This window comes from Microbacterium altimontanum, assembly GCF_058349865.2.
Map to the genome: position 1 here is coordinate 377,869 of NZ_JBYRJB020000002.1, position 24,346 is coordinate 402,214.

Consider the following 24,346-nt stretch of genomic DNA (forward strand, 5'->3'; position numbering starts at 1 on the left):
CAGCGGCACTGAAGGTTCCTTGGGAATTCATATCCGGCGGAGAGAAGATGTCAGGCGTGTCTGAACGCGTGACCCCCGCAGCCTCCCCCTCCTCCGAGAACACTCCCTCGATCTACACGCTCTGGGCGGTGTTCCGGCGCCCGTCGGCTCCGGTCTCCGCCGAACTGCTGGCGTCCGCGGCATCCGACCTCGACGCCGCCCTCGCCGAGATCGAGGCCGCCGGCGTCACGGTGCGAGGCATCTACGACGTCTCCGGATTCAAGGCCGACACCGACCTGATGTTCTGGCTGCACGGCCCCAGCGCGTCCGACCTGCAGTCGGCCGTGCGCGTCCTGCGCCGCGTCGGCGTCATCGCAGCGCTCGAGGGCCACACGAACCTCGTCGGCACGCACCGCGAGGCGGAGTTCAACCGCTCGCACATCCCGGCGTTCGTGCGCGGCGTCGAGCCGAAGGACTGGATCACCGTGTACCCGTTCGTGCGCAGCAAGGACTGGTACCTGCTGCGCGACGGCGAGCGCAGCCGCATGCTGGCCGAGCACGGCCGCGCCGGCGCCGCGTACACGGAGGTGCTCACCAACACGGTCGCGGCGTTCGCGCTCGGCGACTACGAGTGGGTCGTGCCGATCGAGGGCGACGAGCTCACCGACCTCGTCGACATGATGCGCGACCTGCGCTACGTCGACGCCCGCCGTCACGTCGTCATCGAGACGCCGTTCTTCACGGGCCGCCGCATCGCGTCGGCCGACGTGGCCGAGGTGCTGTCGTGACCGCCGGCGCCTTCGATGCGATCCTCCTCGCGAGCTTCGGCGGACCCGAGGGCCAGGACGACGTCATCCCGTTCCTCCGCAACGTCACCCGCGGACGCGGAGTGCCCGACGAACGGCTCGAGGAGGTGGCCGTCCACTACCGCCACTTCGGCGGCACCAGCCCCATCAACGAGCAGAACCGCGCCCTGAAGAACGCCCTCGAGCACGAGCTCGCGGCCCGCGGCATCGAGCTGCCGGTGCACTGGGGAAACCGCAACTGGCGCCCGTACTTCGCGGATGCCGTCCGTACCGCGCACGAGGCCGGTCACGACCGGCTCCTCGCCGTCGTCACGAGCGCGTACACCTCGTACTCCGGTGTCGGCCAGTACCGCGAGAACTTCGAGCAGACCCTCGCCGACACCGGACTCGAGGGGGTCGTGTCGATCGACCGGCTGCGCGAGTTCTTCGATCACCCCGGCTTCGTCGCGCCGTTCGTCGAGGGACTGCGTGCCGCGGTGCAGGATGCGTCGACCGCCGCAGCATCCGGCGCGTCCACGAGCGCGCCCCGCACCCACGTCCTGTTCGTGACGCACTCGATCCCGACAGCGGCGGCCGACGCATCCGGACCCTCCTTCGGACCCGGTGGCGCGTACGTCGCGCAGCACCTCGCCGTCGCCGACGTCATCGCGGCGCAGGCCGCGCCCGGTCTGGCGTACTCGCTCGCCTACCAGTCGCGCAGCGGCGATCCGCGCACGCCCTGGCTGGAGCCCGACGTGAACGACGAGATCCGGCGCCTCGCGGCCGACGGTGTGGAGCGCGTGATCGTCGTGCCGATCGGTTTCGTCAGCGACCACATGGAGGTCCTCTGGGACCTCGACACCGAGGCCGCCGAGACCGCCGCGGCGGTGGGCATCGGCTTCGCCCGCGTCGCGACGCCGGGCGTGCATCCCGCATTCGTGGCGGGGCTCGTCGACCTCATCGAGGAGCGCGTGAACTCGATACCCGACGCCGACCGGCCGCACCTCACCGACCTCGGCCCGTGGCCCGACCACGACGCCGTGACGGGAGCCCCGGCGCCGGCCGTGGCCCGATGAGCACGCTGCGCGTCGGCACGCGCGGCAGCGCGCTCGCCGTCACCCAGACCCAGCTCGTCGCCGATGCACTCGCCGCAGCGCTCGCCGCGGACGGCGTCGACGTGACCGTCGAGATCGTCCGCATCACCACGCACGGCGACACGTCCCGCGCGTCACTGTCGAGCCTGGGCGGCACGGGCGTGTTCGCGACGGCGCTGCGCGATGCGCTGCTCGCCGGCGACTGCGATGTCGTCGTGCACTCGTTCAAGGACCTGCCGACCGCGCCGTGCCCCGGCCTCGTCATCGGCGCGGTGCCGGTCCGCGAGGACCCGCGTGACGTCGTGGTGGCGCGCGACGGGCTGCCGCTCGAGGACCTGCCCGCCGGCGCTCGCGTCGGCACGGGCTCCCCGCGCCGGGTCGCCCAGGTGCGCGCGGCACGCCCCGACCTGGAGGTCGTCGACATCCGCGGCAACGTGGACTCCCGCCTGGGGCGGCTGACCTCCGCCGGCGACGATCGGCTGGACGCCGTGATCCTCTCGGCCGCGGGTCTGTCCCGCCTCGGCCGCACCGACATGGCGATGCAGCCCATGCCGCTCGACGCCTGGCCGTCGGCGCCCGCCCAGGGCGCGCTCGCCGTCGAGGTGCGCGAGGCCGACGCATCCGTGTCGAACGACGATCGCATCTCCAGCGTCGCACTCGCCGCAGCCCTGGCCCGGGTCAACGACCCCGCAACGGCGGCCCGCGCCGCGGCCGAGCGCGGAGTGCTCGCCGGGCTGCAGGCGGGTTGCGCCGCGCCGGTCGGTGCCGCGGCCGCCGTCGAAGGCGGTACGCTCACGCTCTCGGCGGCGGTGTACAGCCTCGACGGCGCACGGCGGGTCACCGCATCCCACACCATCGAAGGCCTCGACGAGGCGGCCCTCCCCGACGCAGCGGCGGAGGCTGCCCGCGTCGTGACCGCGCGGCTGCTGGACGACGGTGCCGCGGACCTCGCGCCGGTCGGACCGGCGACATCCCCGGAGGAATCATGACCACTCCCCCCGTCATCCGGCCCCGCCGGCTGCGGACGATCCCGGCGATGCGCCGGCTCGTCGCCGAGACCCGCATCCACCCGGCGCAGCTGATCCTGCCGCTCTTCGTGCGCGAGGACATCAGCGATCCCGCGCCGATCGGCTCGATGCCGGGCGTCGTGCAGCACACGCTCGAGTCCCTCAAGCCGGCGGTGCAGGATGCCGCGGCCGCCGGGATCGGCGGGATCATGCTGTTCGGCATCCCGGCGGTGCGGGATGCCGTCGGATCCGGAGCCACGGCGCCCGACGGCATCCTGAACCGGGCGACCCGGGTGGCCGTCGCCGAGGCGGGGGACGCCCTCGTCGTGCAGACGGACCTGTGCCTCGACGAGTTCACCGACCACGGGCACTGCGGTGTGCTCGACTCCCGCGGTGTCGTCGACAACGATGCGACGCTGGAGCGCTATCGCGACATGGCGCTCGCCCAGGCGCGGGCGGGTTCGCACCTGCTCGGCCTGTCGGGCATGATGGACGGCCAGGTCGCGGCCGTGCGCGACGCGCTCGACGGCGAGGGATTCGCCGACACGGCGATCCTCGCGTACGCGGCGAAGTACGCGTCGGCGTTCTACGGACCGTTCCGTGAGGCGGTGGATTCGCAGCTGCAGGGCGACCGCCGCACCTACCAGCAGGACCCGGCGAACCGCATCGAGGGGCTGCGCGAGGCGGCGCTCGACGAGGCGGAGGGCGCCGACGTGCTGATGGTCAAGCCGGCGATGAGCTACCTCGACGTGCTGGCCGACGTCGCGGCGACCGCGCGGGTGCCGGTCTGGGCGTACCAGGTGTCGGGCGAGTACGCGATGATCGAGGCCGCCGCGGCGAACGGCTGGATCGACCGGGAGCGCGCGATCCGCGAGAGCGTCACGGGGATCCTGCGGGCGGGAGCCGGCGCCGTGCTGACGTACTGGGCGCTCGAGCTGGCGCAGTGGGAGCGGAGCGCATGAGCAACGAGTCGTCGTTCTCTGAGGCATCCGCCGTCATCCCGGGTGGAGTGAACTCGCCCGTGCGGGCGTACCGCTCCGTCGGCGGGGCGCCGAGGTTCATGGTGTCGGGGCACGGGCCGTACGTCACCGATGTCGAGGGGCGCGAGTACGTCGATCTGGTGTGCTCGTGGGGTCCGCTGCTGCTCGGGCACGCGCATCCGGCGGTGCTGGACGCCGTCCACGCCGCGGTCGATCGCGGGCTGTCGTTCGGGGCGTCGACGCCCGCCGAGACCGAGCTCGCGGAGGCCGTGATCGCGCGGCTGGCACCGGTCGCCGTCCCGACGGTCGAGGGAGGGAGCGGCCGGCGCGCCACTCCGGTCGTCGAGCGGGGGAGCGCCGCGCGCGACCGGGTCGAGACGCCGTCGCCCGACGAGGGAGCTTCGCCGCACACGGCCCCCTCGACGACCGAGGCGACCCGACCGGTCGTCGAGCAGGTGCGGCTGGTGTCGACGGGCACCGAGGCGACGATGACGGCGATCCGACTCGCGCGCGGGGTGACGGGGCGGCCGCTCGTGGTGAAGTTCGCCGGGCACTACCACGGTCACTCCGACGGGCTGCTGGCGGATGCCGGCAGCGGCCTGGCGACGCTGGCGCTGCCCGCGTCGGCGGGGGTTCCCGCCGAGATCGCCGCGCAGACGCTCGTGCTGCCGTACAACGATCGGACGGCGGTGTCGGCGGCGTTCGCCGAGTTCGGTCCGCGGATCGCGGCCGTGATCGTGGAGGCGGCGGCGGCGAACATGGGCGTCGTCGCGCCGCAGGCGGGGTTCAACGCGTTCGTCGCGTCGACGGCCCATTCGCATGGCGCCCTGTTGATCGTCGACGAGGTGCTGACCGGCTTCCGGGTGTCGCCGGAGGGCTGGCTCGGCCTGGAGCCGGTCGCGGCCGACATCGTGACGTTCGGCAAGGTCGTCGGCGGCGGGATGCCGCTGGCGGCGCTGGGCGCGCGGCGGGAGATCATGGAGCACCTGGCGCCACTGGGGCCGGTGTACCAGGCAGGCACGCTGTCGGGGAACCCGGTCGCGGTGGCGGCGGGGCTCGCGACGCTGCGTGCTGCCGACGCTGCGGTGTATCGGCGCATCGACGAGGTGGCGGGCGTCGTCTCGTCCGCGACATCCGAAGCCCTGACGGCGGCGGGAGTGGACCACGTGGTGTCTCGTGCGGGCAGCCTGTTCAGCATCCAGTTCCAGCCGTCGCTGGCGACCGACTACGCGGGCGCGCAGCGGCAGGAGGCGTTCCGCTACGGGCCGTTCTTCCACGCGATGCTCGAGGCGGGGGTCTCCCTGCCGCCGAGCGCGTACGAGGCATGGTTCCTCAGCGCCGCGCACGACGACGCGGCGGTATCGCGGGTGCTCGAGGCGCTGCCCGCCGCGGCGCGGGCCGCCGCCGCCGCGACTGCCTGACGTCGCGCGTTCCGGACGCGCGGCTGGGGCTGCGGAGACGTGGGCACCATCCCGACGCGGCTGGGGCCGCGGGCGCTACCCCTCGAGGCGGTTCGGGATGCGGCTGGGGCTGCGGGCGCTACCCCTCGAGGCGGTTCCGGGTGCGGCTGAGGCTGCACCGTTCCGCTGATGCGCCAGGAATTCTCTCCCGCATCAGCAGGAACGTGCAGCACGTCACAGAATCGACGCGCATCAGCATGATGCTGCAGCATTCGACGGAGGACACCAGATGGCGGCTTCCGCCGAGCGCTTCCGTCGGGTGCTGCGCGGGCTCAGGATGCGTCAGCAGCGGTGATCGCGCCGGCAGCCTTAGAGCGGCTCGACGCGGAACGTGAGGGCGCGGCCCTGTCGGAACGGCTCGACGAGCTCCACGTTCTCGAAGGCGATGCCCCCGGGCAGCGGGTGCTCGCTCATCCAGTACGTGTGCCGGCCGTTGACCTGTGCGCGCAGCGCCGGGTCGGGATCCGCGGCACGCCACTCCTGTACGCCGCGCCGCCCGACATAGTGCCAGTGCTTGGCGGTGCCCTCGACATACACGGCGCCGACCGGGTCGTCCTCGTCCGGTCGTGCCCGCACGACGACTCCGTCGTCCTCGTGGATCAGCTCGTCGACGCCGAAGGACACGTGCGGCGCGAAGGCGGTATCACGGTAGTCCGGCCAGAGCTGCGCAGCCTGGGCGGTGCGCCCGGCGAGCTCGAGCTCGCGCAGGCGCGCCCAGTTCCCCATCGTGGCGCTGAGGATGCACGCTTTCAGCGGCACCGACGACTCCCGCGCCCACGCTGCGAGCGCCACCTCATGCGGCCGGTCGGCGGTGAAGGTCGCCGTCACCCACACGTCCGCGCCGTTCACGAACGGTTCGCACAGGATGTGGACGGTCAGGGTGGCGCCGTCGACCGTGCCCCGCGCGGGGTCGGCACCGTTCCGGGGTGTCGGATCGGAGGGGTCGTCGGCCGACCAGAACCGCAGACCCGGCACGTCGTCGAGTCGTGACCGTTCGAGCTCGGAGTACCCGCGCTCTTCCTTCCCCGCCGGGATCGGCTCGATCGCGATGAAGTTCACCAGCCGATCTCTCGGGTGATCGAGGTACGGCGTGAAGACCCGGATCAGGCCGCGCGGTCCGCCGAGGGGGTGCAGCCCGATCTGCATCCCGTCGGGATGTCCCCATCGTGGCTCCCGCTCACCGGAACCGGCCGGCGGCCGCAGCCAACCGGTCTCGTCGACCTCCGCCTCGCGCATCCTCCATCCCTTCTCCTTCTCCCGCCTCACGATGCCGCTTCTCGCCTCACGATGCCGCCGCCGCGGCACCCGTCGCCTGCCACCGGCCGTGGCGGCCCTGCGGCCCGCGACGGAACATCACATCGCCCACTGCACATCAATCCGCGCGCAGTCTCGTGTGCATTCGGCGAGATCGTACGACTTCGCCGCAGCAGCAGCCGCAGCAGCAGCCGCAGCCGTCGCAGCCGCAGCAGCAGGGCCGAGGGTGAGTGCGTGAGGTCACAGGGTCACGTCGCCGACGAGGTGGACGGTGATGCCCATCCCGTCGAACATCGCCGCTTTCGCCGCGAGCGCCTTGTCGGCGGTGGCGGCGTCGGGGGCGTAGGCGAGCTGCGCGTGGTTGGCCTTGTGCCGCGCCATGAACTGGTCGCGGGTCTGGCCGTGCAGCACCACGTTCGCGATCGGCCACTCCGGGTTCGTCGCGTCCTTGCGGCGCTGTGTCACCTCGGCCGGAAGCTCCACGACCGAACCGCGGAACAGGTCGGCGTGCAGCGTCCCGTCGGCGATGTACACCCGCGACAGCACGACCTCGCCGGGCTTCGAGACGCCGTTGATCGTGGCGCCGCCGGCGGGGAAGAACACGTGGCCCTGCCGCCATCCCTCGGCCTTGTCCCAGCCGCCGAGGTGCGAGGCCGGCACCGAGCCCGAGATCTCGTAGACCCACACGAACTCGCCGTCGTGCTCCTCGCCCCACCGCACGTCGTGCAGCGTGGTGTCGGGGTTCAGACCCATCGCCGTCCAGACCCGGTTCGTCACGAGCGCGTCGACGGCGACGCCCTCGTCGGCTTCGTTGAAGTGCGGGAACGCGCGCCCGGCGTGCAGTTCACGCTTGCCGTCGCGCGAGAACACCGGCGGACGCTCCGTGGAGTTCAGGATGCCTTCGGCGAGGTCCGACGCGGGCACGAGGTCCTTCAGCCCCTGCTGATACTGGATGCCGACGGCGTCGAGTCCGAAGTCGTCGGCGATCCGGAGCGCGGCGATGTACATCTTCAGCTGCCACTGCACCTGGTCGCGGGTGAGCTCGGTAGCGGCATCCTCCCCGTACATGAAGGTCATCCCCTGCTCGATGAGCCAGTCGTATGCGGCGTCGGCTTCGGCATCCGTCACCTCGAGCATCTCGGCGTACAGTGCGGACTGCGACAGGCGTTCCTTGTAGATGCCGGTCTGGTTCAGCAGCTCGTCGTCGAAGATGGCGTTGTACATCCCCATGCAGCCCTCGTCGAACACGCCGATGATGGCTTTGTCCGCCCGGAGCTGCTCGGCGAGCGCCCGCCCCAACTGGGTCTCGGGCGAGTCGGGCAGCGCGGGAAGGTCGTGCACGTGCGACGCGTCGTGCGTGATGTGACCGGTCTCGACCCACTCCTTCAAGCCGTTGCGGAACCACTCGTCGGTGAAGTCGACCGACCAGATCGTCGAGTAGTCCTTGCCCATCTTGGTGAGGCCGGCGTTCAGACCGAGCAGGCCGACGAGCCCCGGCCAGTCGGGCGCGAAGTTCGCCGTCGTGAGGATCGGCCCGCGGTGGGTGCGGAGTCCTGCGAGCACGTGGTGCGAGTACTGCCAGTTCGCGATCGCGACGACGAGCGGCGCATCCTCGGGAATGTTCTTGAAGACCTCGAGGCCCATTCGCTGGCTGCGGATGTAGCCGTGCCCGCGCTCCTCGTCGACGGGGAACGGGCGCACGACGTTCCAGCCCAGCTGCTCGAACGCCGCGGTGACCGCGGCCTCGGTCGCCTCCTGCACCGGCCAGCCGGCGACGTTCGCCGACTCGCGCAGGTCGCCCGACGTGATCAGGTAGACCGTCTTCGGCGCCGTGGTCGGGCGCTCCGTGGGAGTGGGAAGTGTGTAACTCATGGTGTCTCCGTTGGTGGATGGGTCAGTGCCGGCGGGTGATCGGTGCAGCCGGTGGTCAGTCGAGCGGGACGGTGTGTGCGTCGCCCGCTGAGAGGTGGATGCCGGTGCCGATGAGCGCGCCGCGCAGCCGCAGCTCGTCGAGAATGAGCTCGCCGCCGTCGAGGCGGAGCGTGAGGGTGTCGTCGTCGATCTCGACGCGCCCCCATCCGGTCCCGGTGGTGAAGAGTGCGCGCAGTGCGGTGGAATCGTCAGCCGGGTGGAAGGAGAGGGCGCGGGTCGGCGCATCCCACTGCTGGCCGGTGAAGGCGAGCAGCACTCCCCACGAGGCGAGTGAGCGCGCGTAGTGGTTGCCGCACTCGATCTCGTTCCAGGGGTTGCGCACGACGCCGTCGTACCGGTCCGCCCGCGTCCGCTCGATGCGAAGGGCATCCTCGATGAGGCCGACGGAGGCGAGGGATGCCGCGACCTGGTGCTCGATGCCGGTCCAGACCTCATCGGAGTAGACGAACGGGATCGCCGGGCGCCCGCCCTCGGGCCACGACGCCAGCAGCAGCCCGCCCTCGTCGTTCAGGGCGTAGACGCGCTGCGTGCTCTCGTGCGCGGTGAGGTCGGACCGGAAGTTGTGTGCCACGACGGCAGACAGCGCGCTGCGCACCCGGTCGACCGGGAGGATCGGCCCGAGGCCGTTCAGCGCGGCGTGGAACCAGCCGAGCAGCTGGTCCGACAGCACTCCATCTCCGTACTGGTAGCGGTGCGCGTCGACGTCGTCGATCACCTGCCGGTACCACCGTCCGTTCCAGAGCACGGCGTCCATCGCAGCGGCGGCGCGGTCGGCCTGCGCGGCGAGCTCGTCGGCCCGCTCCGCGTGTCCGAGGTGCCGGGCCATCCGCTCACCCGTGCGCAGCGCCGCAATGAGCATGGAGTTCGCGAGCGGCTCGATCCCGTGGAACTCGATGTCGTAGGTATTGTGCAGTTCGCCGTCGAGGAGCCCGTCCCCGTCGCGGTCCCACTCGCGCATCGCGTAGGCGAGGGCACGGTCGGCGGCCGGCCACAACTCACGGAGGAACGCGTCGTCGCCGGAGAACCGCCATTCGCGGTGCAGACGGATGACGGTGCCCAGCTGCCCGTCGACGGCGGGACCCATGAACCAGCTCGGCCCGTCGAACACGCGGTTGGATCGGAACTTCTGGGCGCCCGCCTCGTCGGTCTCGAGCAGGTGCTCCACGCGGCGCGCGGTGCGCTCGAGCTGCGGGAACAGCCACGCGACGGTCTGCGCGTACGACCAGACGTGCGTGCACGTCCCCTCGCAGGAGCCGCCGTGATCGAACGACCCCTCCCACGCCGCGAACACCGACCCCTCGCCGAGCCCCGGAGCGGGAGTCTCGACGACGAAGCACGTGGTCGACCGTGCAGCGGCGATGTTCGCGCCGGCCGCCTGGGCGACGACCTCGTCGACGCTGCCGCCGTAGAGCGCCTCGACGAACGCGTCGGTGGCGGCCTCCAGAACCGGAAGCTGCGCGTGGAGGTGGGATGCCGCAGCCCACGCATCCGGCCAGATCGTGGCGTAGTGATTGCGCACGACCTCGTCGGCGTGCGGGTCGTTCATGATGATGTGGCCGAGCCAGCCGCGCCGACGGTTGGGGAACGACCAGCTCAAGACGAACTCGAAGTCGCGTTCCTCGCCAGGTGCCAGTTCGTGCACGATCCCGAGCGACCCGGTGCGCACACGCGGGAGCGTGGCGAACACCTCGGCCTCCGTCATGGGGCGCCCCGTGTCCCCCTCGGCGAACAGGCCGCGCGGGCGGTCCTCGAGCGTGAGCCGCGGCTCGGCCTCGAGCAGCCCGTCGGCGGTGAGGTCGTTCCAGAAGAGCCGCGGGCCATCGGGCCAGAATCCCGTGACCCATTGCGGTTTCACGGTGGTCGCGGCATCCGTCGTCGTCAGCGCGAGCGTGCCGTACCCGAAGTCGTCCTCGGGCAGGTCGATGCCGAAGTCGAGTCCCCGCACGATGCCGTCATCGCGCCAGGCGACGCTCTGCGTTCCGCGCATCCCGAACGGGCCATCGCCCCGGCCGGCGGTGTGGCTCACCGAACCGACCACCGTCACGGCGACCGGAGCGGCACCCGGGTTCGTCACGCGGTAGCGGAGCACGGCGGCCGGGATGCCCGAGGCGTCGGGGGCGAGCGGCACGAGCGGGGTGAACGCGTGGAGGCTCACCTGCACGGGAAGGGTGGCGTCGGCGAAGTCGATGTCGACGACCGGGTACTCGCCGTGCAGGGTCGCCCCCTGGAGCCGAGGAAGGCCCGCGAGCGCATCGAACGGCGCACCGGCGTCCCAGTCGTAGGGACCGCTCAGCCGCGCCTCGAGCACGCGGGTGACCGGGTCGCCGTCGGCCGGCCGCGCATGGATCGCGAAGAACGTGTTCGGGTTGCGGCGCCCCTTGTCGGGAAGGTTCTCGATCTCCCAGTCGCGCAGCTCGCCGCGCGCACCGAGCGACACGTTTCCCGTGCCGATGCCCCCGAGGGGGAACGCTGCGCGCGTGGCGGTGTGCGGTATGCCGCGGGCGCGGCGGGTCACGCGGGCACCTCCCGGTCCGACGCCCCGTCGCTGAGCGAGCGCGGACCCCGGTCGTCGAGCGAGCGCGGCGGGTCGAGACGACTCTCCCGCTGCGCCCCCGCCAACTCGTGCACGACATCCTTCGTGCCCGAGTACAGGCGCAGGTACTTGTCGAACAGCTCGTCGTAGACGACGGATGCCGCGAGGTCGGGCTCGATCGTGAAGGCCACCGGGTTCCACTCCGCGATGCGCGGGGCGTTCCCGGGTTCGGCGACCGCCGCGGCGGCGAGGAAGGCCGCGCCATAGCTCGCGCCGATCGTGGTCTGCGGCACCTCCTGCGCGAGGCCGGTCGCATCCGAGACGATCTGCAGCCAGAGCGAGCCCTGCGTGCCGCCGCCGACGGCGACGATGCGGCGGATGTCGGCACCGGCGGCGCGCATCGTCTCCATGTTGTGGCGGACTCCGAGCGCGGTGGCCTCGAGTGCCGCACGGTACAGGTCGCCGCGGGTGTGGCTGAGGGTGAGGCCCGCGATGACGCCGCGGGCGTCGGGGTCGAGGATCGGCGTCCGCTCGCCCGCGAAGTACGGGAGCATCACGAGTCCGCCTGCTCCGGGGCCGGACTCCGCCGCTTCGGCGAGGAGCGCGGGGTAGTCGGCGGCGGTGAGGCCCTTGAGCCAGGAGGTGAGGGCGCCGGATGTCGCGAGCCCGCCGGCGAGGTTGCGGGTGCCGGGGAACGCCCCGACCGTGGTCCACATCGACGGCGTGCGGAGGGTCTGCTCGCCGGTCGCGATGAGGAACATCGTCGTGCCGTACATGAGCATGAGGTCGCCGACCTGGTGGGCGCCGACGCTGACCGCCTCGGTCCACGCGTCGATCGTGCCGGCGATGACCGGCGTGCCGGCGGACAGTCCCGCCGCGGCAGCTGCCACGTCGGTCACCCGCCCGGCGATGTCACCGGCCCACGTCAGTGCGGGCGCCTCGATTCCGGGGGCGAAGCGGCGCCACCACGGTTCGTGCCAGGAGTTCCCCTCCACGTCGTACAGCGGGGAGGTCTGGCTGGCCGACTGGTGGTCGAGCACGTACGCGCCGGTGAGCTTGCGGACGAGGAACGACGCCGGCATGAAGAGCCGCCGCGCACGTGAGTAGGCGTCGGGCTCCTCGTCGGCGATCCAGGCGATCTTGGGGCCCGCGGCCTGGGACGTCAGATGCGATCCCCCGACGCGAGTGATCTCATCGTCGCCCAGCTCCGCCCGGATGCGCTCGATCTGCGCGCCCGCCCGGGTGTCGACCCCGTACAGGATCGCCGGACGCACCGGCCGGTCGTCCTCGTCGGCGAGCAGGACGCACGGGCCCATCCCGCTCACGCCGACGGCGGCGACATCGGCGTCGGGCAGCTGTGCGCGCAGGTCGCGCGCGAGGGTGACGAACTCGCTCCACCAGACGTCGCCGTCCATCTCGACCCAGCCGGGCCGCGGGCGCCGCACGTCGTGCTCGACGATCGCGGTCGCGAGGATGCGACCGTCGGGGCCGACCAGCACGCCCTTGCTGCTGGAGGTGCCGATGTCGACACCGAGCGTGCACAGCATTCGCGTCCTCCTTGGCGCTGTCAGAACGCGGATCACGCTACCCGAAATCGATTTCATACACAATCCGCCGCAGCGGGGCGCAGGCGGGGAGGACCGCGGTCAGCGGGTGACGGTGGCAGGCTGCAGCTCGTTGCGCAGCACGACGGTCCGGGCCGGCTGGTCGTCGCCGCCGATCCGCTCCAGCAGCATCTTCGCCGCCGTCACGCCCATGTGCCGCGCGGGGAGCCGCACGATCGTGACGACGCTCGGCGACAGCGTCGTGAACGGCAGCGATCCGATCACGGCCACGCCGACCTTCGGCGGCGTGAGGTCGCGCTCGGTCAGCACCTGGATCGCGCCGACACCCAGCAGATTGTTGCCCGCGACCACGGCATCGGGCGGCTCGGGCAGCGCGAGCAGTTCCGACATGACCTCGCGCCCGCCATCCACCCGGAAGGTCGAGTAGCAGAGCAGCCCGTCGAGGTCGACGTCGGGCAGCTCGCGGCTCATCACCGCCCGCCAGCCTTCGGCCCGCTCCGACGCGGTCTCGACGTGCTCGGGCCCGGTGATGCAGGCGATACGGCGGTACCCGGCGTGTACGAGGTTCTCGGTGGCTGCCTGTCCGGCCCGCCGGTTGGCCATCACCACGCCGTCGATGTCGTAGCCCGTGCCCCGATCGACCGCTACGACGGGGCGCCCGGCGGCGAGGATGTCGCCGAGATCGGTCTCGTCGGAGGCTGCGGCCACGATCACACCCGCCATGTGCTCCGACATGGCGATCTGCAGGTACCGCGCCTCCTTCTCGATCTGCGCGTCGGTGTTGCACATCACGACCGAGTATCCGGCCCTCTGCGCGACGTCCTCGACTCCGCGGGCGAGTTCGGTGAAGTACGGATTCTCGATGTCCGGGAGAACGAGGGCGATGACCTCTGACTCCTGCCGGCGCAACGATCGCGCGGTGCGGTTCGGACTGAACTTCAGCTGCCGAGCGGCGTCGCGCACGGCGCTCGCCCGGGCGTCCGAGACGCCCATCCCGTTGAACACGCGCGAGACCGTCGCCGGCGAGACGCCGGCGAGCTTCGCCACCTCGTAGATCGTGGCCATGTCCCCCGCCCCTGGTATGGCGGCGCCGACGCGGACAGCGCGTGCACCGACGCGCGTTGACACCGCACGTGCGTCAAGAATACAGTGATGAAATCGATTCCAGACCATCGGTCGGAATCGGCCACGGAGACGGCCCTCGCCGTACGCCGAGAGCGAGCGATGCGGCACAGCCCGCACACCGCGCCGGCGCCGAACGAGAGCCACGACGAAGCGACGAGGAAGCGCCCCCGCCATGACCATCAGCACCCTGCGCACAGTGCAGACCCGCTCGATCTCGCCCGAGAACTTCGATGGCTCCGTCGGAGGTGGCGGGAGGGCGACGGAAGGGACCGGTGCGTCCTGCGCCCGCGACCTCGGCCCGGGCTGGAAGATCTCGCCGAGTGTCGACATCAAGGCCGGAGAGACATTCGAGCTCGCGAACGTCGAGGGCGCCGGGAAGATCACGCACATCTGGATCACCACTCACACCGACAACTGGCGCACCCTGCTCCTGCGCGCGTACTGGGACGGCGCCGACGAACCGGCGGTCGAAGTGCCGTACGGCGACTTCTTCTGCAACGGATGGGGAGTGTTCGCTCAGGTGAACTCGCAGATGATCGCCGCGAATCCCCACGGCGGCTTCAACTCGTATTGGCCCATGCCGTTCCGAGACGGGGCGCGCCTGACGATCGAGAACACCTCGGTCGTCGACGTGCGGGTGTACTACCAGGTGACGTACGAGACGGGCGGCGACTACACGGGCGAAGGCTACTTCCACGCCCAGTGGCGCCGGTCGAACCCGCTCGACGAGCTCGTCCCGCACACGATCGTCGAGGGCGTCGAAGGCCAGGGACAGTACGTCGGCACGTACATCGCGTGGGGCGTGAACTCCAACGGCTGGTGGGGTGAGGGCGAGATAAAGTTCTACCTCGACGACGACACCGAGTACCCGACGATCTGCGGCACCGGCACCGAGGACTACTTCGGCGGAGCGTGGAACTTCGACATCCCCGGTCAGGGGTACACGGCGTTCTCGACGCCGTACCTCGGCATGCCGCAGGTCATCCGCCCCGACGGGCTGTACGTGTCGCAGCAGCGGTTCGGAATGTACCGGTGGCACGTCGCCGACCCGATCCACTTCGCGACCGGGCTTCCCAAGGTCGACATCCAGGCGCTCGGCTGGCGCAGCGGATGGCGCTACCTGCCGTTGCGTGACGACATCGCATCGACGGCCCTGTTCTACCTCGACCGTCCCACGGCCCGGCGCCCGAAGACGCCGACGGCCGACGATCTGGAGGTGCACCTAGGAACCGCACCGGTTCCCGACATCGGCGCGACTCCCCCGCGGGAGCCGCGAGACTGACGCGCACAGGCGCATCCGTCGCCGAAGCCTGTCACCGGATGGACCCGAACATCTCCTGACGCACGACGCTCCCGCCACGAGGGCGGGTACGACAGAAGGAGAGAGACGATGGCGTTTCACAGAAGGGCTCTTGCCGCCCTGGCGGCCGGGGCGACACTCGTCGCGCTGTGCACGGTGACGGCCCTGCCGGCCGATGCCGGGGCGCGACCGGCCGGTGCGCATCCGTCGACGGCGCTTGCGACAGGATCGGCGGTGACGGATGCGTCGCCCCGCGCCGTCGGGGCCGTCGGCGCAGCCACGCCGGTCACCGTCGTGGAGAAGCTCACCGGTCCCGATGCCCCGAACAACACGTGGGGCCGATGGGACATCAAGGCCACCGACCTCGGCATCCTGTGGGACGACGGGCAGGGCCGCGTGCTCGCCGCGTTCGGCGACACCTTCGGCAACGCGTGGACGGGCCCGGGCGGCGGATCCGGACCGAACGGCAACTGGCGCAGCAATGTGCTGGCTCGCTCGAGCGACCGCGATCTGTCCGACGGCATGCTGTTCGAGAGCTCGCCGCAGTCGCCGCAGGGCATCGCGAAGCAGCTCATCCCGTCGAAGAAGGTCGACGGCGACGAGATGACGACGATTCCGACGGCGGCGATCTCGGTGGGCAAGCGCCAGTACCTGGGCTTCATGTCGGTCAGGCACTGGGGCGATCCGGGCGAGTGGGACACGAACTACGCCGGCATCGCCTACTCCGACGACGACGGCGAGAACTGGACGGTGTCGTCGACGAAGTGGCTGAACAACGCTGCCGGCGACGACCCGTTCCAGATGCAGGCGTACGTGCGGCACGGCGGCTTCGTGTACGTGTACGGCACTCCCAACGGGCGCAACGGCGCGGCGCACGTCGCCCGGGTTCCCGCGCACAAGCTGCTCGACAAGGGCGCCTACCGGTATTGGGACGGCAAGCGCTGGGCGAAGGACGAGGCATCCGCTGTTGCCGTCGTGGAGGCGCCGGTGAGCGAGATGTCGGTGCAGTACGACAGCTACAGCAAGCGGTACCTCCTCATGACGCTCACCGGGCCCGACATCATGCTGCGCACGGCGACGAAGCCCGAAGGGCCGTGGTCGCAGCCGCAGACCGTGGCGAGCGCTGCGGACTATCCCGGGCTGTACGGCGGGTTCTTCCACCCCTGGAACTGCGATGGAGTGATCTACTTCACGATGTCGCAGTGGAGCCCCTACAACACGTACCTGATGCGGATGCAGATCGACCGGCAGGGGAAGATCGTCAACCCCAACCTCGTGGCGAACGCGAGCTTCGAACGCGGAGCTCCGATGGGCGACGGCACCGGTGGCACGTGGGGATGCTCCGACAACTGCGGCATCGACACCGCGCCGGCGAGCGCGTTCACCGGCGACCACAACGCCTTCGTGCGGTACAACAGCGGCTGGCGCAACATCTGGCAGGACGTGGCGGTGCAGCCCGGCACGAAGTACCGCCTGACCGGGTTCATCCGCACCTCGGTGAACAGCGACAACGGCTACTTCGGCGCCCGCACGACCGCCGGGACGGTGATCTCGGAGGCGCACTTCGTCTCGGTCGGCCCATGGACCAGGTTCACCGTCGACTTCGACAGCGGGGCGAACAGCGCCGTGCAGGTGTACGCCGGGGTGTGGACGAACAGCGGCGACATCTGGCTGCAGCTCGACGACGTCGCCGTCATCCGGCGATGAGGCGGCGCTGAGCCGGCGCTTGAGCGGGCCGAGGCTCCTTCCCGAGAGGAGGGGATTCGGTCGAGAGAAGGGCAATAGGGCCGAGATTCCCCTTCTCTCGGCGGATTCCCCTCCGCTCAGGGGTCGAGGGATGCCGCGGCAACCCGCGTGCGCAGCCCGTCGATCAGCAGCTCGACGCCGAAGGCGAACGCCTCGGCCGACGCATCCGTCGCCGCCGGGCCGTCGACCACGACGCCCAGACTGTCGAACTGCAGTCGTTGCTGCTCGTGAGAGGTGTGCCCGAGCACGAAGTGCAGGAGGGCCGTCGAAGCACGTGCGACAGTCGACTCGTCGAAGCCGCCGCCCGCGATGGCGTCGGCGAGGCGCCGGCCAGCGGCATCCGCCCCCAGTCCCATGCTCAGCGTGCTCGCGACCACTTCCGCGCCATCGCGGTAGGCGAGCAGATCGTCGCGCAGAGCACCGGCGGCGGCGTACACGTCGTCGGGCCAGTCGCCCGATGCCGCAGCGGCCGGCCGTGCGGTGACGATGCGGTCGGCGAGCTCGGCGAGCATCGTCTGCTTGTTGGGGAAGTGGTGGTAGAGCGCGCTCGGCTGCACATCGAGCGCCGCGGCGAGGCGGCGCATCGTGAGATCGGGGAGGCCGACGTCGTCGAGCAGCCGCAGCGCCGTCCGCGCTACGTCGTCACGGCTGTGGCGCCGCGCGGTTTCGCTCGAGCTCATCCCCTCACTATAGTGAACACCGTTCAGGTGAACGATGTTCAGGTAGAGGATGACAATGACCGATCTGACAGCGCCGGCGACCGGCCGCCGCCTCGCAGCCACTGATGTCGCCCGCATCGCGGTCTTCGCCGCCCTCGTCGCGGTACTCGGGCTACCCGGCGGGTTCACTGTCTTCGGCGCCGTGCCGATCACGGCACAGACACTCGGCGTCATGCTGGCGGGAGCGATTCTCGGCCCGTGGCTCGGCGCGCTGTCGATGACGGTGCTCCTGGCTCTCGTCGCCGTCGGCCTGCCGCTGCTGTCGGGCGGGCGCGGCGGAATCGGCGTCTTCGTCGGCCCCTCGGCCGGTTACCTCCTGGGCTTCGTCCTCGGCGCACTCGTCATCGGCCTGATCGTGCACGCGGGCGGTCGACGGCCCGTGCTCTGGCGCACGGCCCTCGGCATCGCCGTCGGCGGCATCGGCGTGATGTATGCCTGCGGCATCCCGATCCAAGCGCTGGTGACCCGGATGCCGCTGCCGGAGACGGCGCTCACGAGTCTCGTCTTCCTCCCGGGGGACATCATCAAGGCGCTGATCGCCACCGCGGTGACGATGACGCTCGTGCGTGCGTATCCGCGGGCGTTCGGCCGGACCTTCACCCCGACCCCGCTGGTCGCGCGCGGATGATCCGACTCGAGCACGTGTCGGTGCGTCTCGGCGATGCCGAGGCGCTCCACGACGTCTCTCTCGACGTCGATGCGCGCACGATCGCCGTCATCGGCGAGAACGGCTCCGGCAAGTCGACGTTCGCGCGACTGATCGCCGGGCTCGTGCCCGCAGCATCGGGTGTCGTGCACGTGTTGGGGCTGGACCCGCGGCGTGACGTCGCCGAACTGCGCCGCCGTGTCGCGGTGGTCTTCAGCAATCCCGATGCGCAGATCGTCATGCCGACGGTCGCAGAAGACGTCGCCTTCTCCCTTCGTCCCCGGCGTGGGCGCCGACCGATGCGTGATCGCAGCGGAGACATGCGCCGCTCGGACACGACCGACAGCCGCCTCCCGACGCGAGACCGGGCGACGGGCGATCCGTCGCCAGAAGCGACGCGGGTCGCGACATCCCTCGACCGCTTCGGTCTCACTCCGCTCGCCGACCACCCCTCCCACGACCTGTCAGGCGGCCAGAAGCAGCTGCTCGCCCTGGCCGGCGCGTTCGTGCGCGAGCCCGAGCTCGTCGTCGCCGACGAGCCGACAGCGTACCTCGATGCCCGGAACGCCCGCCGAATCGCCGACCATCTGTTCGCCGATGCGGGTCATCGTCTGCTCTTGGTCACCCACGATCTCGCGCTGGCTCGGCGGTGCGAAGCGGCCGTGCTGTTCGATCGCGGCGGAGTGCGCGCGATCGGAGAGGCGGGTGCCGTCGTCGCGGCATACGAAGAGGTCCTCGCGTGCTGACGCTGTACCGGCCGGGAAGCGGCCCGCTGTATCGGATGCCGGCCGGGCCGAAGCTCGTGCTGCTCATCGCATCGGTGCTGGCCGTGTCCATCCTGCCGACGACGATCTGGGCTGCCGCAGCGGCAGCCGCGACGTGCGTCGGGGCGTATCTCGCGGGCCTCGGCGCATCGGGACCGCGCGCACTGATCCGCCAGGCGTGGGCGCTTCGCTGGGTCGTGGCGCTCATGGCCGTCGGGCAGCTCGTCTTCCTCGGACCGCTCCCCGCCGCGATGAACACCGTGCGCGTGTCGGCGGCGGTGCTGCTCGCCGCGCTCATCGCCCTCACGACTCCGGTCTCGGCGCTGCTCGACACTCTGGAGCGCGCGCTGGCACCCCTCGCACTCGCACGCGTGGATCCCCAGCGCGTCGCGTTGATGCTCACCGTCACGGTGGGCACCATCCCGAACCTCGCGCGGATCGCGCACGACGTCAGGGAGGCTCAGCGCGCGCGCGGTGCGCGTCCCGCAATCCGCACGTTCGCGGTGCCGTATCTCGTCATGGCGCTCAAGCACGCCGACGACCTCGGCGACGCGCTCGCTGCTCGCGGCGTCCGCTGAGCTTCGACATCCGGCCCGTCAGCGGCCGAGCGACTTCGCGATCCACTGTGTCACGGCGTCTGCCGTCGCCTGCGGGCTGAGCTCCTCCGTGTCGACGACAGGCGATACGTGATCACGCAGCCAGCGGCCGAACTCGTTCTGCTGCTCGATGTCACGCGCCCGCCATGACGGTCGCGCACGGATCCTGCGCTCTCGCTCGCGGTCGGAGCAGTCGAGGGTGAGGAAGTGAATGTCGCCCACCCACGCTCGCCCCGGCAACTCGTCGAGCTGCCCCGGATGAAACGGAGACAGCAGCACCGTCGGCATCCCGTTCTGCGCAACGCCGTGCGCGACAGTCAGCCAGGCGTCACGGAACGCTTCCCACTCGACGTCTTCGCTGCGCCCTGCACTTTTCATCGGGTCGATGAGCCAGTCGACGTCGAACACGATGCAGCGACTGCTCAGTCTCTCGAGCAGCAGAGGAAACAGCGTGCTCTTGCCGGCTCCCGATGCCCCGGTCACGATGAAGAGCGGCATCCGGCGCGCCACCGGGTCGAACCCCCCACAGACCGGGCACCGGGCACCGCCCGCGTCCGGCACCATGAGGTGCGGGTCGTCGCAGGACTGGCAGTAGTGCACCGGTGCTACTTGAGCCCGGCCATCTTGATGTTGCCGATGATCTGGCGCTGGAAGATAAGGAACAGGATGATCACCGGCGCTGCAGCGAGGACCGACCCTGCCATGAGCAGACCGAGCTCGGAACTGCCGCGTCCGGTGCGGAACGTCGCGAGGTACTGCTGCACGACGAACCTCTCGGGGCTCGTGATCGTGAGGATGGGCCAGACGTAGGAGTTCCAGTACGCGAGGAACGCGGTGATGCCCATGACCACGAACGGCGGCTTGGACAGCGGCAGGAACAGGAAGAAGAAGATGCGCAGACGACCGCAGCCGTCGAGCATCGCCGCTTCTTCCAGGCTGGACGGGATGCTGAGGTAGAACTGCCGGATGAAGAAGATCATCGCGGCGGTGGCGGCCCCCGGGATGACCAGGACGGCCAGACTGTCGAGCATGCCCAGATCCGTCACGACGATGAAGCTCGTGAGGAGGATCGTCATGCCCGGGATGAACATCGTCGTGATGACGATGGTCCACAGCGTGCGCTTGAACCGGAAGTCGAGGCGCGCGAACGCGTAGGCCGCGAGCGAGTTGACGGTGAGCGCGAGCAGCGTGAAAAGTACTGCTCCGAGGAACGTCCACCCCATCGTGAGGAGGAACGTCGGGTCGCCGAGGATCTGGACGTAGTTCTGCCACTTCCACACCTCAGGGAAGAACTGGAAGGGCGTCGAGATCACCTCGGTCTTCGACTTGAAGCCGGCGATGACCAGCCACAGCAGCGGAAAGAGCGCGGCGAGGACGAACACCGCTCCGATGATCGCCTTGCCGGTCGTGTAGAGCCACCATGCCGTGGTCCGCTGCGGGCGCCGGCGAACGGGCGCGATCTCCTGTGCGACGACTGCCATGTCAGTCCACCAGCCTCTCGGAGTTGACGAATCGGAAGATCAGGGCCGATACCGTGCCGAGCACGACGAACAGCAGGAGCGCGGCAGCGATCGAGTACCCCACGTTCACGTCGTTGGTGAAGTGGTTGAAGATGAAGAGGTTCGGCAGCGTGGTCGAGTCGAGCGGTCCGCCCTGGGTCATGACCAGCGGCAGGTCCAGCTGCTGGATGGCGGCGACGAACCCCGTGACAAGCAGGTAGAGGATGATGTTCTTCATCTGCGGGATCGTGATGAAGAACGTCTTCTGCCACCAGTTCGCGCCCTCCATCGCGGCGGCCTCGTAGTACTCGGTGGGGATGTCGATCATGGCGGCCACCATGATCAGCGACGTGAGGCCCATCCCGAGCCAGACGGCGGGGATGGCGATCGCCAGCAGCGCCCACTTCGGGTCGCCGAGCCACGCGATGGGGTCGATGCCGAAGAGCCCGAGGAACGCGTTGAGCAGACCTCCGGAGTAGTCGTAGATGACGACGAAGATGATCGAGGTGATCACGGTCGAGATGATCGTCGGGAGGTAGATCGATACCTTCAGGACGCTCGCGAACCGGCGCGACACCGCCACGACGAGGCTCGAGAAGCCGAACGCCAGTAGCAGCATGGCCGGCACTGTCATCGCGACGAACACGAAGCCGCGTCCGATGGCCGCCCAGAAGAGGGGGTCGGTGAGGACGTTCGTGTAGTTGCGCCATCCGACGAACTCGGGGTCCTTGTAGAAGCTCCAGTCCTGGAAGGACAGGAACGCCGCGTAGATCGCGGGCCAGATCACGAAGATCCCCAGCAGCACCAGGGCCGGCAGCACCAGCCAGTAGGCGATCCTGCCGTCCCGGTACAGATAGCGGCGATGCCGCCGACGCGCATCCCGGGCGTCGGGCACCGTCACCACCTCGGTCTCGGTCATCGTCGGGTGCATCACGGTCATGCTCTCACCTTTCGACACACGCTTTCGGGGGCCGGTCGGGTCCGGCCCCCGAAGCTGTGGGCGCTCAGTTCTTGGGCGCCTTGCTGGGCAGATCGTTCTGCTGGATGACCTTCGCGATCGCGGCGTTCGCGGTCTTGATCGCGGCGTCGGGCGACGCCGCGCCCTTCATGACGGACTCCATGGCGGTGCCCACGGCCAGCGACACGTCCCAGGGATACGTCGGCTCGGGAATCGCCGTAGGGGCGATGTCGTTGACGACGATGTCCGACCACGGGGCGTCGGCGGCGTGCTCATCCTTCGCGACGGCATCCTGCACGGACTGCCGCACCGGGACCTTGGTGAACTGCGTGTTCACGAAGAACGGCACGACGTTCGCCGGGTCACCCGCGATCGACCACTGCAGGAACTGACCGGCCGCCTTCGCGTTCTTCGACCGCGCGTCGATGACCCACTTGAAGTTGCCGAGGGTCGTGGCGGTGCGGCCGTCGGCCTGCGGAGCGTTGGGGAAGGCCCCCACGCCCGTCTTGGTCAGCAGGTCCTTGTAGTCCGAGCCGATCTCGGACATCATCCACGAGCCCGAGACCTTGAACGCCACCTTCTGCTGGCCGAAGTCCTTGCCCTCGACGTAGGCGGCCAGCGCCTGCTTGGGCATGTACCCGTTGTCCCAGAGCTGCTTGTACTCGTTCATCAGATCGCGATAGCCCTGGTTGTCGATGTCGGGCTTGGTCCAGTCGGCGGTGAGCGCCGTGTGGCCCGCGAAGTTGTACTGCTGGCCGACCGTCGACCAGGCGAACGTGACTGCGTCGGCCGCGGGAGAGATGCAGTACTGACCGGACTTCAGCGTCGGCTTGATCTTCGCGCACGCAGCCATCAGGTCGTCCCACGTGGCGGGCGCCTTCGTGGCGTCCACGCCGGCCGCGGTCAGCATGTCCTTGTTCCAGAAGAGGACGGTCTGAGCTTCCATCAGCAGCGGGTAGGCGTAGAACTTGCCGTTCAGCTTGGACACCGACTGCGCGAACGGCATGATCTCGTCGAGCGCCTTCTGATCGACGACCTTGCCGAGGTCGTACAGCTGGCCGGCGTTGACCGCGTCCTGGATCGGCCCCGAGTGGGTGTAGATGTCAGGCGCCTTGCCGGCGGCCTGCGCGGCCTTCATCTTCTGGTCCCAGGCGTCGGCGGGCACCTCGGTGTCGACGACCTTGATCTTGTCCTGCGATGCGTTGAACTTCTTGACGATGTCCTTGTACCAGGCGTTCTCCGGCGGAGTGAACGTGCGGTGCCAGAACGTGATGGTCGTGACGCCGTTGGCATCCGGTCCGCCCGTCCCGCCGCCCGAGCACGCGGAGAGTGCCATGCCTGCCACGACCAGCGCGGCGCCAGCCGCGATCAGCCTGCCCTTACTCTTGTGCATTCGTCCTCCTCAGGAACACGACTCGTCCGCGAGCCGTTGCTGTGGCCGGTCACTGACCGGAGTGAGCGCCGAGCAGGATGTCTCGGGCTGCCCCTGGCGGCGCAGCGGATCACCCTTGATCTCGTCGGAGGCCAGCGTAAACGAAATCGATTTCATCCGCAACGGGACGAGACCCGACTGTGACATGGAAGGGCTGTGGGACGGGATGCAGCCCCAGGCAGGACCACCTCTGGCGGCGCTTCACGCCCCTGAGTCGCCGTGGCCGTTCGATGCCGGCAGGGAAATCGATTTCAGCGCGCTCCGCATGCCGAGGCCCCCACGCAGACGCCCGCGGTCACCGCTCGTTGCCGCGGCGATAATTGCCCGTGGCGCGCTGCAGGAGGGCCTGGTCGGCTGCGTCGCCGCGGCCCAGACGCGCAGAGAGGCGCGCGGCCGCCGCACCGCGCACGGTCGTGACGGTGCGGCCGCCGCGATCGATGAGCACGTCACCGGCCTTCGTCACCTGATAGGTGAACGGCTCGTACCCGCTCATTGCTCCTCGTCGTCGCGGACGTGCGGGCGGTAGAGCACGATGTCGGTGGATCGGCGCACGCGACGCCCGTGCCGCAATGTGACGACCGACCCGGTCGCGCCCGCGGCGAACACCCGGGCACCCGGGCGGTTCGCCATCTCGAGCCGCACGCGCTCCTCCAGGTCACGCACCCGGTTGTGCAGTTCACGGACGTTGTCCTCGAGCTCGAGGATGCGCGCGATCGCCGGCAGACTCATCCCGTCGGCCGACATCCGTGCCACCTCGCGTAGCTGATGCACGTGGCGCACGGAGTAGCGCCGCGACCCGCCCTGCGTGCGCGCGGGAACGACGAGCCCCAGCCGGTCGTACTGACGCAGGGTCTGGGGATGCATGCCGGCCAGCTCCGACGCCGCCGCGATCGCGAAGATCGGGGCGTCCTCGTCCAGCGGCCGCTGCTGCTCATTCATCATCCGTCACCCCCTTCTCGTCCAGAGGGCCCG

Annotated in this window: 22 protein-coding genes; 10 read left to right on the top strand and 12 right to left on the bottom strand. The window is 70.1% G+C overall.

Annotated elements, in window-relative coordinates; all coding sequences use genetic code 11:
• The first annotated feature begins 47 nt into the window (after positions 1-47).
• Genes hemQ through AC3RX1_RS04035 form a run of 5 tightly spaced genes read left to right on the top strand, consistent with a single transcriptional unit; the run spans position 48 to position 5,266 of the window.
• Positions 48-767, top strand: coding sequence for a hydrogen peroxide-dependent heme synthase (gene hemQ / locus AC3RX1_RS04015; RefSeq protein WP_491499955.1), 720 nt, complete (start codon positions 48-50; stop codon positions 765-767).
• Positions 764-1,840: a ferrochelatase gene (locus AC3RX1_RS04020; RefSeq protein ID WP_491499956.1), complete on the top strand. Its 1,077-nt coding sequence runs from the start codon at positions 764-766 to the stop codon at positions 1,838-1,840. The genes hemQ and AC3RX1_RS04020 overlap by 4 nt, the downstream gene beginning before the upstream one ends.
• Entirely contained in the window at positions 1,837-2,847 is a 1,011-nt protein-coding gene (gene hemC, locus AC3RX1_RS04025; RefSeq protein ID WP_491499957.1) for a hydroxymethylbilane synthase, read from the top strand. Before AC3RX1_RS04020 ends, hemC begins: the two co-directional genes overlap by 4 nt.
• Positions 2,844-3,827 carry a porphobilinogen synthase gene (gene hemB / locus AC3RX1_RS04030; RefSeq protein WP_491499958.1) on the top strand — a complete coding sequence of 328 codons (984 nt, stop codon included), beginning with the start codon at positions 2,844-2,846 and terminating at the stop codon, positions 3,825-3,827. The genes hemC and hemB overlap by 4 nt, the downstream gene beginning before the upstream one ends.
• Entirely contained in the window at positions 3,824-5,266 is a 1,443-nt protein-coding gene (locus tag AC3RX1_RS04035) for a glutamate-1-semialdehyde 2,1-aminomutase (RefSeq protein WP_491499959.1), read from the top strand. Before hemB ends, AC3RX1_RS04035 begins: the two co-directional genes overlap by 4 nt.
• Positions 5,267-5,614: 348 nt before the next feature.
• On the opposite strand, the gene AC3RX1_RS04040 is transcribed toward AC3RX1_RS04035, so the two are convergent.
• The 5 genes from AC3RX1_RS04040 to AC3RX1_RS04060 all read right to left on the bottom strand — a co-directional run bounded on the left by AC3RX1_RS04040 (position 5,615) and on the right by AC3RX1_RS04060 (position 13,654).
• On the bottom strand, positions 5,615-6,571 hold the full coding sequence (locus AC3RX1_RS04040) for a hypothetical protein (protein ID WP_491499960.1): 957 nt from the start codon (positions 6,569-6,571) through the stop codon (positions 5,615-5,617).
• 228 nt (positions 6,572-6,799) lie between these two features.
• A complete protein-coding gene (locus AC3RX1_RS04045; RefSeq protein ID WP_491499961.1) occupies positions 6,800-8,431 on the bottom strand; it encodes a fucose isomerase in 1,632 nt (543 codons plus the stop codon).
• A 55-nt stretch (positions 8,432-8,486) separates the two neighbouring features.
• Positions 8,487-11,006 (bottom strand): GH116 family glycosyl hydrolase, encoded by a 2,520-nt coding sequence (locus AC3RX1_RS04050; RefSeq protein ID WP_491499962.1) that lies wholly within the window; start codon positions 11,004-11,006, stop codon positions 8,487-8,489.
• The gene (locus AC3RX1_RS04055) at positions 11,003-12,571 is read right to left on the bottom strand and encodes an FGGY-family carbohydrate kinase (protein WP_491499963.1); all 1,569 of its coding nucleotides are present in this window, start codon (positions 12,569-12,571) and stop codon (positions 11,003-11,005) included. Before AC3RX1_RS04055 ends, AC3RX1_RS04050 begins: the two co-directional genes overlap by 4 nt.
• Before the next feature lie 99 nt (positions 12,572-12,670).
• A complete protein-coding gene (locus AC3RX1_RS04060; RefSeq protein ID WP_491499964.1) occupies positions 12,671-13,654 on the bottom strand; it encodes a LacI family DNA-binding transcriptional regulator in 984 nt (327 codons plus the stop codon).
• 232 nt (positions 13,655-13,886) lie between these two features.
• Between AC3RX1_RS04060 and AC3RX1_RS04065 the strand changes: the two genes are divergently transcribed.
• Complete coding sequence (locus AC3RX1_RS04065; RefSeq protein ID WP_491499965.1) at positions 13,887-14,996, top strand: glycoside hydrolase family 172 protein; 1,110 nt, start codon at positions 13,887-13,889, stop codon at positions 14,994-14,996.
• Positions 14,997-15,104: 108 nt separating this feature from the next.
• Positions 15,105-16,721 (top strand): glycoside hydrolase family 183 protein, encoded by a 1,617-nt coding sequence (locus tag AC3RX1_RS04070; protein WP_491499966.1) that lies wholly within the window; start codon positions 15,105-15,107, stop codon positions 16,719-16,721.
• Positions 16,722-16,837: 116 nt separating this feature from the next.
• Here the strand turns inward: AC3RX1_RS04070 and AC3RX1_RS04075 are convergent, their stop codons facing one another.
• The gene (locus AC3RX1_RS04075; RefSeq protein WP_491499967.1) at positions 16,838-17,440 is read right to left on the bottom strand and encodes a TetR/AcrR family transcriptional regulator C-terminal domain-containing protein; all 603 of its coding nucleotides are present in this window, start codon (positions 17,438-17,440) and stop codon (positions 16,838-16,840) included.
• Positions 17,441-17,489: 49 nt separating this feature from the next.
• Between AC3RX1_RS04075 and AC3RX1_RS04080 the strand changes: the two genes are divergently transcribed.
• Genes AC3RX1_RS04080 through AC3RX1_RS04090 form a run of 3 tightly spaced genes read left to right on the top strand, consistent with a single transcriptional unit; the run spans position 17,490 to position 19,467 of the window.
• Entirely contained in the window at positions 17,490-18,107 is a 618-nt protein-coding gene (locus tag AC3RX1_RS04080) for a biotin transporter BioY (RefSeq protein WP_491499968.1), read from the top strand.
• Positions 18,104-18,871 (top strand): energy-coupling factor ABC transporter ATP-binding protein, encoded by a 768-nt coding sequence (locus AC3RX1_RS04085; RefSeq protein WP_491499969.1) that lies wholly within the window; start codon positions 18,104-18,106, stop codon positions 18,869-18,871. The genes AC3RX1_RS04080 and AC3RX1_RS04085 overlap by 4 nt, the downstream gene beginning before the upstream one ends.
• The gene (locus tag AC3RX1_RS04090) at positions 18,865-19,467 is read left to right on the top strand and encodes an energy-coupling factor transporter transmembrane component T family protein (protein ID WP_491499970.1); all 603 of its coding nucleotides are present in this window, start codon (positions 18,865-18,867) and stop codon (positions 19,465-19,467) included. The genes AC3RX1_RS04085 and AC3RX1_RS04090 overlap by 7 nt, the downstream gene beginning before the upstream one ends.
• A gap of 18 nt (positions 19,468-19,485) precedes the next feature.
• On the opposite strand, the gene AC3RX1_RS04095 is transcribed toward AC3RX1_RS04090, so the two are convergent.
• The 6 genes from AC3RX1_RS04095 to AC3RX1_RS04120 form a co-directional block, all read right to left on the bottom strand.
• Complete coding sequence (locus AC3RX1_RS04095) at positions 19,486-19,983, bottom strand: DEAD/DEAH box helicase family protein (protein WP_491499971.1); 498 nt, start codon at positions 19,981-19,983, stop codon at positions 19,486-19,488.
• 107 nt (positions 19,984-20,090) lie between these two features.
• Positions 20,091-20,966, bottom strand: a complete 876-nt coding sequence (locus tag AC3RX1_RS04100) for a carbohydrate ABC transporter permease (protein ID WP_491499972.1) — start codon at positions 20,964-20,966, stop codon at positions 20,091-20,093.
• Position 20,967: 1 nt separating this feature from the next.
• On the bottom strand, positions 20,968-21,924 hold the full coding sequence (locus AC3RX1_RS04105) for a carbohydrate ABC transporter permease (RefSeq protein WP_491499973.1): 957 nt from the start codon (positions 21,922-21,924) through the stop codon (positions 20,968-20,970).
• A 64-nt stretch (positions 21,925-21,988) separates the two neighbouring features.
• Positions 21,989-23,335 carry an ABC transporter substrate-binding protein gene (locus AC3RX1_RS04110; RefSeq protein ID WP_491499974.1) on the bottom strand — a complete coding sequence of 449 codons (1,347 nt, stop codon included), beginning with the start codon at positions 23,333-23,335 and terminating at the stop codon, positions 21,989-21,991.
• Between the two features lie 334 nt (positions 23,336-23,669).
• A complete protein-coding gene (locus AC3RX1_RS04115) occupies positions 23,670-23,867 on the bottom strand; it encodes a hypothetical protein (protein WP_491499975.1) in 198 nt (65 codons plus the stop codon).
• Complete coding sequence (locus AC3RX1_RS04120; RefSeq protein WP_491499976.1) at positions 23,864-24,316, bottom strand: heat shock protein transcriptional repressor HspR; 453 nt, start codon at positions 24,314-24,316, stop codon at positions 23,864-23,866. Before AC3RX1_RS04120 ends, AC3RX1_RS04115 begins: the two co-directional genes overlap by 4 nt.
• Positions 24,317-24,346 lie beyond the last annotated feature (30 nt).

Coding starts and splice junctions, on each gene's coding strand:
- AC3RX1_RS04115 (WP_491499975.1), bottom strand. CDS start 23,867: ATGAGCGGGTACGAGCCGTTCACCTATCAGGTGACGAAGGCCGGTGAC.
- AC3RX1_RS04085 (WP_491499969.1), top strand. CDS start 18,104: ATGATCCGACTCGAGCACGTGTCGGTGCGTCTCGGCGATGCCGAGGCG.
- AC3RX1_RS04095 (WP_491499971.1), bottom strand. CDS start 19,983: ATGCCGCTCTTCATCGTGACCGGGGCATCGGGAGCCGGCAAGAGCACG.
- AC3RX1_RS04105 (WP_491499973.1), bottom strand. CDS start 21,924: ATGACCGTGATGCACCCGACGATGACCGAGACCGAGGTGGTGACGGTG.
- AC3RX1_RS04045 (WP_491499961.1), bottom strand. CDS start 8,431: ATGAGTTACACACTTCCCACTCCCACGGAGCGCCCGACCACGGCGCCG.
- AC3RX1_RS04065 (WP_491499965.1), top strand. CDS start 13,887: ATGACCATCAGCACCCTGCGCACAGTGCAGACCCGCTCGATCTCGCCC.
- AC3RX1_RS04070 (WP_491499966.1), top strand. CDS start 15,105: ATGGCGTTTCACAGAAGGGCTCTTGCCGCCCTGGCGGCCGGGGCGACA.
- AC3RX1_RS04060 (WP_491499964.1), bottom strand. CDS start 13,654: ATGGCCACGATCTACGAGGTGGCGAAGCTCGCCGGCGTCTCGCCGGCG.
- AC3RX1_RS04055 (WP_491499963.1), bottom strand. CDS start 12,571: ATGCTGTGCACGCTCGGTGTCGACATCGGCACCTCCAGCAGCAAGGGC.
- hemB (WP_491499958.1), top strand. CDS start 2,844: ATGACCACTCCCCCCGTCATCCGGCCCCGCCGGCTGCGGACGATCCCG.
- AC3RX1_RS04035 (WP_491499959.1), top strand. CDS start 3,824: ATGAGCAACGAGTCGTCGTTCTCTGAGGCATCCGCCGTCATCCCGGGT.
- AC3RX1_RS04100 (WP_491499972.1), bottom strand. CDS start 20,966: ATGGCAGTCGTCGCACAGGAGATCGCGCCCGTTCGCCGGCGCCCGCAG.
- AC3RX1_RS04080 (WP_491499968.1), top strand. CDS start 17,490: ATGACAATGACCGATCTGACAGCGCCGGCGACCGGCCGCCGCCTCGCA.
- AC3RX1_RS04120 (WP_491499976.1), bottom strand. CDS start 24,316: ATGATGAATGAGCAGCAGCGGCCGCTGGACGAGGACGCCCCGATCTTC.
- hemC (WP_491499957.1), top strand. CDS start 1,837: ATGAGCACGCTGCGCGTCGGCACGCGCGGCAGCGCGCTCGCCGTCACC.
- AC3RX1_RS04110 (WP_491499974.1), bottom strand. CDS start 23,335: ATGCACAAGAGTAAGGGCAGGCTGATCGCGGCTGGCGCCGCGCTGGTC.
- hemQ (WP_491499955.1), top strand. CDS start 48: ATGTCAGGCGTGTCTGAACGCGTGACCCCCGCAGCCTCCCCCTCCTCC.
- AC3RX1_RS04075 (WP_491499967.1), bottom strand. CDS start 17,440: ATGAGCTCGAGCGAAACCGCGCGGCGCCACAGCCGTGACGACGTAGCG.